Source organism: Rummeliibacillus sp. POC4, assembly GCF_003576525.1.
In the GTDB taxonomy this organism is placed as follows: Bacteria; Bacillota; Bacilli; order Bacillales_A; family Planococcaceae; genus Rummeliibacillus.
In genome coordinates, this window is sequence record NZ_QWUA01000046.1 from 22,102 (window position 1) to 30,389 (window position 8,288).

The 8,288-nt window shown below is 34.8% G+C and carries 7 protein-coding genes; 2 read left to right on the plus strand and 5 right to left on the minus strand.

Going from position 1 to position 8,288, the window contains the following annotated elements; genetic code table 11:
* Window positions 1-2 precede the first annotated feature (2 nt).
* Together D1606_RS12195 and D1606_RS12200 are read right to left on the minus strand one after the other, a co-directional pair.
* Window positions 3-428: a Na(+)/H(+) antiporter subunit B gene (locus D1606_RS12195; protein ID WP_119416289.1), complete on the minus strand. Its 426-nt coding sequence runs from the start codon at window positions 426-428 to the stop codon at window positions 3-5.
* On the minus strand, window positions 418-2,823 hold the full coding sequence (locus tag D1606_RS12200; RefSeq protein ID WP_119416290.1) for a Na+/H+ antiporter subunit A: 2,406 nt from the start codon (window positions 2,821-2,823) through the stop codon (window positions 418-420). Before D1606_RS12200 ends, D1606_RS12195 begins: the two co-directional genes overlap by 11 nt.
* A gap of 283 nt (window positions 2,824-3,106) precedes the next feature.
* On the opposite strand from D1606_RS12200, the gene D1606_RS12205 reads away from it, so the two are divergent.
* Window positions 3,107-3,781 (plus strand): adenine nucleotide alpha hydrolase family protein, encoded by a 675-nt coding sequence (locus tag D1606_RS12205; RefSeq protein ID WP_119416291.1) that lies wholly within the window; start codon window positions 3,107-3,109, stop codon window positions 3,779-3,781.
* A gap of 51 nt (window positions 3,782-3,832) precedes the next feature.
* On the opposite strand, the gene D1606_RS12210 is transcribed toward D1606_RS12205, so the two are convergent.
* The 3 genes from D1606_RS12210 to D1606_RS12220 all read right to left on the minus strand — a co-directional run bounded on the left by D1606_RS12210 (window position 3,833) and on the right by D1606_RS12220 (window position 7,314).
* Window positions 3,833-5,131, minus strand: coding sequence for a M48 family metallopeptidase (locus D1606_RS12210; protein ID WP_119416292.1), 1,299 nt, complete (start codon window positions 5,129-5,131; stop codon window positions 3,833-3,835).
* A gap of 80 nt (window positions 5,132-5,211) precedes the next feature.
* The gene (locus tag D1606_RS12215) at window positions 5,212-5,859 is read right to left on the minus strand and encodes an SIMPL domain-containing protein (protein ID WP_119416293.1); all 648 of its coding nucleotides are present in this window, start codon (window positions 5,857-5,859) and stop codon (window positions 5,212-5,214) included.
* A 243-nt stretch (window positions 5,860-6,102) separates the two neighbouring features.
* On the minus strand, window positions 6,103-7,314 hold the full coding sequence (locus D1606_RS12220; protein ID WP_119416294.1) for an MFS transporter: 1,212 nt from the start codon (window positions 7,312-7,314) through the stop codon (window positions 6,103-6,105).
* 142 nt (window positions 7,315-7,456) lie between these two features.
* Here D1606_RS12220 and D1606_RS12225 point away from each other — a divergent pair, with 142 nt between their 5' ends.
* On the plus strand, window positions 7,457-8,194 hold the full coding sequence (locus D1606_RS12225) for a DUF421 domain-containing protein (protein ID WP_233548096.1): 738 nt from the start codon (window positions 7,457-7,459) through the stop codon (window positions 8,192-8,194).
* Window positions 8,195-8,288 lie beyond the last annotated feature (94 nt).

An 8,288-nucleotide genomic window follows, 5' to 3' on the forward strand; every position in this document is an offset into this window, starting at 1 on the left:
CACTACTCACCACCTTCACTAATATTCAAAATGATTGTTACTACAACACCAACTACCGTTAACGTAACGCCCGCTTCAAACAGCACTACACTTGCCAACTCTTTTTCACCTATAAGCGGAAAATGTACTGCTATCGCAGCTTGAGTTAGAAAGTCTTGACCAAATAATACAGAAGCAAATCCAGTTCCAGTTGCCAATAATACACCGATAGCAGCAATGATCTTAAAATCAAAAGGCATCCCTTTATGAACTATTTCTATACCTGCTGCTAAATACATCAAAACGATAGCTGAAGCTAATACTAGTCCTCCGATAAATCCCCCTCCAGGAGAATAATGACCTGAAAAAAATAAATAGACGGCCATCGTTAAAATGATAAATACAACAACTTTTGTTACTGTTTTTAAAATGACATCGTTAGTCTTCAAAATCGGTCCCTCCTTTTTTCGCTTTAAACTTGATCAATGTATATACACCAAGTCCAGCTATAAAGAGGACAACCACTTCTAACATAGTATCAAACCCACGAAAATCACCTAATATGGTGTTCACAATATTTGCACCACCAGCTAGATTGTATGCATCTTCAAAGTATTTAGATATTCTCTCAAACTTATCAAAGTTTAGTACTGCCAATGAAATAACCACTACTAATGCTCCTACAGTAATTGAAATAATACTATTCGATATTTTCGTAGAGATTGATAATTTCTCTGTACTCCACTCCGGTAAGTAATAAAAACAAAGTAAGAACAATACGGTCGTAACAGACTCCACAACAAGTTGTGTTAAAGCTAAGTCAGGTGCCCTAAATAAGACAAAAAAGAAAGTAACGCCAAAACCTAATACACCATTTAAAATAACAGCGGTGATGCGTGATTTCACAAATAGTATGGAAATAGCAGCTAATAACATCACACCAATCAAAATCCATTCATACCACTCAATAGATGCGTTATTCTCTGTGCTAAATGAAAAGGCACCACTATAGAAAAAGAAAACCCCAACCGAAAAAATAAAGAAACTATAAATATAAAAAGCATAGTGCCTTAGCAATCCTGTCATATAGCTATTTGTCACTTTATTACTTAGACTTTCAGAACCAGAAATAACGTTGACATATAACGCATTCAAAGACCAATTTGGTGGATAAAAACGATATATCCCCATCCATTTTCCTAACAAACGATACAATATCGTTCCTATCAAAATGACTGCAATGGTCATTAGTATTTCTGTATTAATACCATGCCAAGCATGAATTTCAGGTGTTAGTTTTTGAGCTGGTGCTAAATTAGGATAAATACTTACCATCGCTGGCTTTAAAATATACTTTCCTAATGTATTTGGAAAAAAGAATAGACTAATTACCATTATGCAAAGAATAAATGGAGCGACAAGTAAAGGAAAAGGAGCCTCATGAACAGGCCTCTCTACTTTCTGAATTAACGGTCTTCCTAAAAAAGCTTTAAAAATGATTATCATACAGTAGATAAACGTAAACACACTAGCTATCCAAGCAATAACAGGAAATAGAATTCCGACACTACTTATAGAAAATAGATTCAGATCTTTTATATGGAGTACAGCAGCGAAAAACAGCTCCTTACTTAAAAAACCATTAAATGGTGGCATTCCTGCCATGGAAAGACTGCCAATAACAGCTACAGTAAATGTTAGTGGCATAATGGACATTAATCCGCCTAATCGTCGAATATCCCTTGTACCAACTTCATGGTCCACAATCCCTACCATCATAAATAACGCACCTTTAAATGTAGAATGGTTGATCAAATGGAATAAAGCTGCGAAAGTTGCCTGCGTATAAATAACCGTATCCGCTTCAAAATCGAGTGCATATGCAACAGAACCCATACCGACCAAACTCATAATAAGCCCTAACTGACTAACTGTTGAAAATGCTAATAAAGCTTTTAAGTCAGTCTGTTTCACAGCATTAAATGATCCCCAGAATAGAGTTATTAGTCCTACCGTCGTTACAATCCAAAACCATAGCATTTCTCCACCGAAAATTGGGGACAAACGTGCAACAAGATAAATCCCTGCCTTTACCATAGTCGCTGAATGTAAATATGCACTAACTGGTGTTGGTGCTTCCATCGCATCAGGTAGCCATATATGAAACGGAAATTGTGCTGATTTTGTAAATGCACCTAAAAGAATAAGTATCATCGCTGGAATAAATAATTCATGTTCAGAAATATGCTCTATTTGATGGATGATTTCATGCACACTATAAGAATCTGTCATCATATGCAGCATAATAAATCCAACTAACATCGACACTCCACCTGTAACAGTGATTAACATTGATTTTTGAGCACCCGCACGAGATGCTTTTCTATGATGCCAGAATGAGATTAATAGAAAAGAGGACACACTTGTTAATTCCCAAAATGCATACAATACCATGAGATTATCTGAAAATACGACGCCTAGCATAGCGCCCATAAAAAGAAGTAAATAGCAGTAAAAATGTTGTAGGGATTCTTTTGAAGATAAATAGAAAATGGAGTATAGAACAACCAAACTCCCTATTCCAGAGATTAAAAGACCAAAAATCATACTAAGACCATCTAGGTACGTCGTAAAATTGATGTCTAAAGATGGAATCCACTGATAAGTATGCGTATAAGGGTTGCCACTTGCTATGATTGGAATTAGTCTAGCAAGTATGATGAAGACGATGATTGGAACTGTCAAAGCGAGCCAACCAATATGTATTTTTGTGAATTTCTTATTTATTATCGAAATAATAAACGCCATCAAAAACGGCAATATAATTGCTACATGTATTGTCAATAAACCTTCCTCCTATCTTCAAAATAGATGTGGGAATATAATACAAATAAGTATATGCTTGACGAAATTTAGTGGTCCCATCATAATAAGTAGCTAAATAACGCAAAAAATAAAAGACGTGGAGCATGGAGTACCTTTAATAAGGGGGTTGCATAAAACTACGCATACTTAAATTATACATTATTTTCTCTAAATTCATATTTTTAAGCCCTATAAAACTCATATTTTCTTATTTTTATTTATTAATAGTCATAAAATTGTTAAAAAGAAGGTGGAAAGAAACGTGAAACATTTGCATGGACGTATGGATGAAAGTATTTTAGTATGTGTCTATTATGGACCAAATGGTGAAAGGTTGATAAAAAGGGGACATAAAATTGCTCAGATGCTAGACTGTCCTTTTTATATTTTAACTGTTGACTCACTTCCTTATGATGATTTAGATGCCGAAAAACTCGCATACATCGAACAATGGAAAGAACTTTGTGAAGAATACAAAGTAGAAGAATTTATCATTCGTGATAATGAAAAAAGGCCTATTCAATCGGTCATAGCTGAGGTTGCGAATAACCTTAATATTACACAAGTTATTATTGGTCAAACAGCCCAAAGTCGATGGGAGGAAATTACAAAGGGGTCTTTTATGAACTTACTCTTAAGGGAAATCCCATTTGTTGATATGCACGTTGTATCTGTTGAACGTTTTATCCATAATGAAGAAGACACAGTTTATGAAAAGGGTGTAAGAGGTTATCTTGTACGTGAAGAAAAACAATACAAAGTAGTATTTACATGTCCAAAAGAAATCTGTCATACGGGTATATTCTTCAAAGAGATTGGTACCGACTTTGACAATGGTATTTTCAAATTTATGCATGAAGGAAAAATGCATGAAATACAAATAATTGAGAGCTTTGCGATAGACAAAAATGTGATTCCCAAATGTACAGCAAAATAACTAAAAAAACTGTTCATGAGTATCATAATTCCCATGAACAGTTTTCACTATCTATTTCCCCTTTTTCCGCTCTTCTTTTTTCTCTTGTTCTATATTTGGATTTTTTTCATAAACCGTATTGATTCTTTCAAGCATTGGAGGATGTGTATAGCGGAACCATTTCACAAGTAATGGTGGATTAACCTCACTCAATCCTGCTTTTGTTAATTTTTGGAATGATGAGACAGCCGCTGCATGATCTTCTGTTAGTTTAATGGCATATTCATCAGCTCGTGATTCCTGATATCTAGAAACATAATTCGACAGAGGGCTCGATGCAAACATTAAAAACGAAGTAACGAGTAAAAATAGTGGTATTGAACTTACATCACCTATCTTCTTTATCTTTAACGCTTGACCATATCGCAGAATAATCCAGTCCATAATTTTAGAAGTGAGCCAAAGACCGACAAATGTTAATAATATATAGCCAGCTATCCCAAAGTAGATATGCTTTTCAACATAGTGCCCCATTTCATGCGCCATGATAAATAAGATTTCTTTATCTGTCAACCGATTCAATGTTGTATCCCATAGTACAATTCGTGAATTACTTCCAACACCAGTAACATATGCATTTAAAGCATTTGTTTTTTCAGCCATATTGACTTCATATACATGGTCTGATGGAATATTCGCCTGATCAGCTAACGCCAGAATTTTAGCTTCTAATTCTTTATTTTGTAAAGGATAAAAGTCATTATAAAGCGGATCAATAATGACAGGCTGTACAAACATTAAAAAAATAGAGAATGGTATGGATAGCAGCCATGTATACAGCCACCATCTTTTCGTACTCTTTCGTATAAACCAATAAATAACCGACATCATGATAACAGACATCATATAATTGACTCCAAAATCGATTAAACCATCTTTTACCCAAGAAGAGACAGTTTGTGTGCTAATTCCATATTCTTTACTCAATTGATACCGATAATAATCCATTGGCCACATTACAATATACAGTAGCAAAGATAACCAAAATACATAAATTATTGTCTGGAAAAGTGTTGATTTTGCTTTTGAAGTTGCCTTTTTTTCAAACAAGCGGGACAATCCTAAAAGTAAAATAAATAAATAAATCAACCATTCAAGTGGTGTTACAACGAAGAAAAGAAAGTTCCTTATTTTTGAATAGTCTTCACTTAACAATAGCTCATGACTGGACATAAAAACCGCTGGATCGGCAACCGTTCCTTTTAAAGAATTTGGAATCTCACCATTTCCACTATGAAATATATAAAAGTACATTCCTACGGCATAAACTCCAGATAATATGAGCGTTATTATGCCAATTTTTTTTGCCATTTCATCTCCACCCTTATTAGTCTATCCTATAGAATAGTGTAATCTTAAGAAAAAAATATAGAACTAACTTATAACAATGTTTAATATCGGAATTTTACTCTTAATACAGCGCTAATCGTAATAAGCCCCGTTTCAATCGGAGTTGTTACGTTTTGATTGGCCATAGCTGTTTTGAATAAAACTGGCTCTGCCATACTTTCTTCTACGATTTCTACAGGTTGTGGAGGCATATGTAAGTGCATAGTTTCTGCTATTGTATTTGCTTTCATCTGTGCATTATCATAGGCTATTATTAAAGCTCGTTGATAATAAAAGTCCGGATTTTCTAGTTTAAATTGTAACCCAGACATACTATTGGCCCCATTTTTTACCGCCGTATCAATCAGCATACCTACTTGACTTATATTTCGAACTTTTACGCTAATCGCATTTGTTACTTCATATCCCCTAAAAAGTTGTTTCCCTTCGATGTAATCATACTTGGGTGAAATCATATACGAAGCTGTTTGAATATCCTCTCGCGCTACTCCTAATGCCAATATAGATTCAATCACGCGGCTCGTTATTTCAGCATTATCTTCTGTTGCCTTACTTACCTCTTTTCCTTTTGTTACTATCTCTACTTGTAGTTGAACAAAATCAGGTGTTGCAGATACATTTCCATGCCCCGTTACTGAAATAATACGTGATACTCCGGGTGATTTTTGATGCATGTTATGATAATACACAGCATTCCGCCTTCCATATTGTTCATAATGCTTATCCTATGCTATTTCTTTTGAAAACTTGTCACGTGGAACCTATCGAGTAAATTGACTTTCCTGCTAGCAGACTTTACACAGTGAATTGACAAGACGCAACGTTCGTACTTTACTCGATTAGCGTATTGCAAAATTGATAAAAAATGTATCCCTTTTATTGGAACCTACAAAATTTGATGAAAACAGGATTTCACCGTATTTTTTATCTAACTATGTTGTTATTTTATGATCTGTTGGAAGCCAAAATGCGACAATTGCTAATAAAGGTAACACAGATATGAATATCATTGTATTAAAAATCCCCATCGAATCCATCATCATACCAATTACTACTGAACCAATTGCTCCCATGCCAAACGCAAGTCCCACCGTTAGGCCCGCCATTGTCCCTACTTTACTGGGCACAAGTTCTTGCGCATAAATAACTGTTACAGAAAAACTCAACATGATGAAAAATCCAATAACCACTAAAAATACAACAACTATCCACAAAGGAAGGTATGGTAAAAGCAACGCTAATGGCATAGGAACCAAAAATGATAGCAATATTACATTTTTTCTACCTATACGATCTGCCATTGGACCTCCAAAAAATGTTCCAACAGCACCAATTCCGAGAAATATAAAAATAAGCATTTGACCATTTTGAATCGTTAACTGATATTTATCCATTAAATAGAAAATATAAAAGTTAGTCATGTTCGTTACATAAAACGAGCGAACAAAAATAACAGCCATTAATAAGCCTAGTGCTATTCCGACTTGCCTTTTTGTTAAATTGGGCAAGTTTGAAATCAATGTCTTTTTCTTATTCGTCAAACGCTCCTCTTCTAATTGGTTTTTATACCAACTAGATATTCGAGATAGCAGAACAATCCCGATAGCTGCTACAATCAAAAACCACGCCGCCCCTATTTGACCAAATGGTACAAGCACAAAAGCACTGATTAATGGTGCTAATGCCTGTCCTGAATTTCCGCCAACTTGGTAGATAGATTGAGACAATCCACGCTTTGAACCAGCAGCCATAAAACTTACTTTTGAACCTTCCGGATGAAAAATAGCGGAGCCCAGCCCTAAAAAGATAACCGATAAAAGAATAATCCAGTAATTCGGTGCAATAGCTATTCCTGCTAGTCCGATGAATGTACAACTCATTCCCAATGGTAAAGCATATGGCTTAGGATTACGGTCACTAAAAAACCCTACTACCGGCTGCAAAACTGAAGATACCATATTCAATACAAATGTTATAAGACCGAGTTGCGTAAACGTTAAACCAATCTCCTTTTCCAATACCGGGAACATCGCTGGTATAACAGCTTGCAATGTATCATTAAATAAATGGCAAATACCAATTGCAACCATCACAGGATAAATAGGCGTTGTGAGATTTTTCGTTCTTACTAATGTCGTTGCCATAATAAGCTTTACACTTCCTTTATATCTTGGTGAAATATATTCATTTATTATAACAATTTTTCCAAAATTCAAATATCTTTTTAAAAGAATATTCCTTTCTTTCATGTTCATACTAAGTGCGATAAAAAGAGAGGTGAAAATAATGGGTGACTTTTTAGAAATAAATTTTTGGGAAATGATGCTACGAACAACACTTTCTTTTATAGTATTGCTCATTCTTGCCCGTCTACTCGGAAAAAAACAATTAAGTCAGCTAACCTATTTCCACTATATTACCGGTATTACAATTGGGTCCACTGCTGCTCAAATTGCTTCCGTAAAAGAAACGCCATTTCTTGATGGAATCATTTCTCTCATTTGGTGGTCAGCTTTAACATATTTCGCCAGTGTGATTACCCTAAAATGGTCTTTCATGAGGAATATCGTAGACGGAAGCCCAACGGTTATCATTAAAAATGGTGAACTTTCAGTACAAGCTTTAAAAACTTCTAAACTCCACATGGATGATTTAGTCATGATGCTTCGGGAACAATCTGTCTATTCCATTCAGGATATACATTATGCGATATTAGAGACAAATGGACAATTAAGTATATTAAAGAAACCAGCAGAACAATCAGCTACCAAACAAGACGTAAAAGCAGACGTATCCATTCCACCTCACATTCCAATAGAACTAATAGGAGATGGGAAAATTATATGGAAATCAATGGAGGAAATGAATTTAACTGAAGAGGCATTAATGAAGAAACTCAAGAAGAAGAATATTCAAAAGGTTGAAGATGTCTTTTATGCACAGCTACAACCAGATGGATCCCTATATATTTGTACAAGAGATGAAAATAAAGCCTCTAACAACGATAAAACAAAACAAAATTAATCTTTTGCATCTTCTCAAAGTTATTCTCTCATGAACATTAAACACCATTCGCCAAAAAGCACTAAAATTCCCCAGGAAATATATTATTAATAAT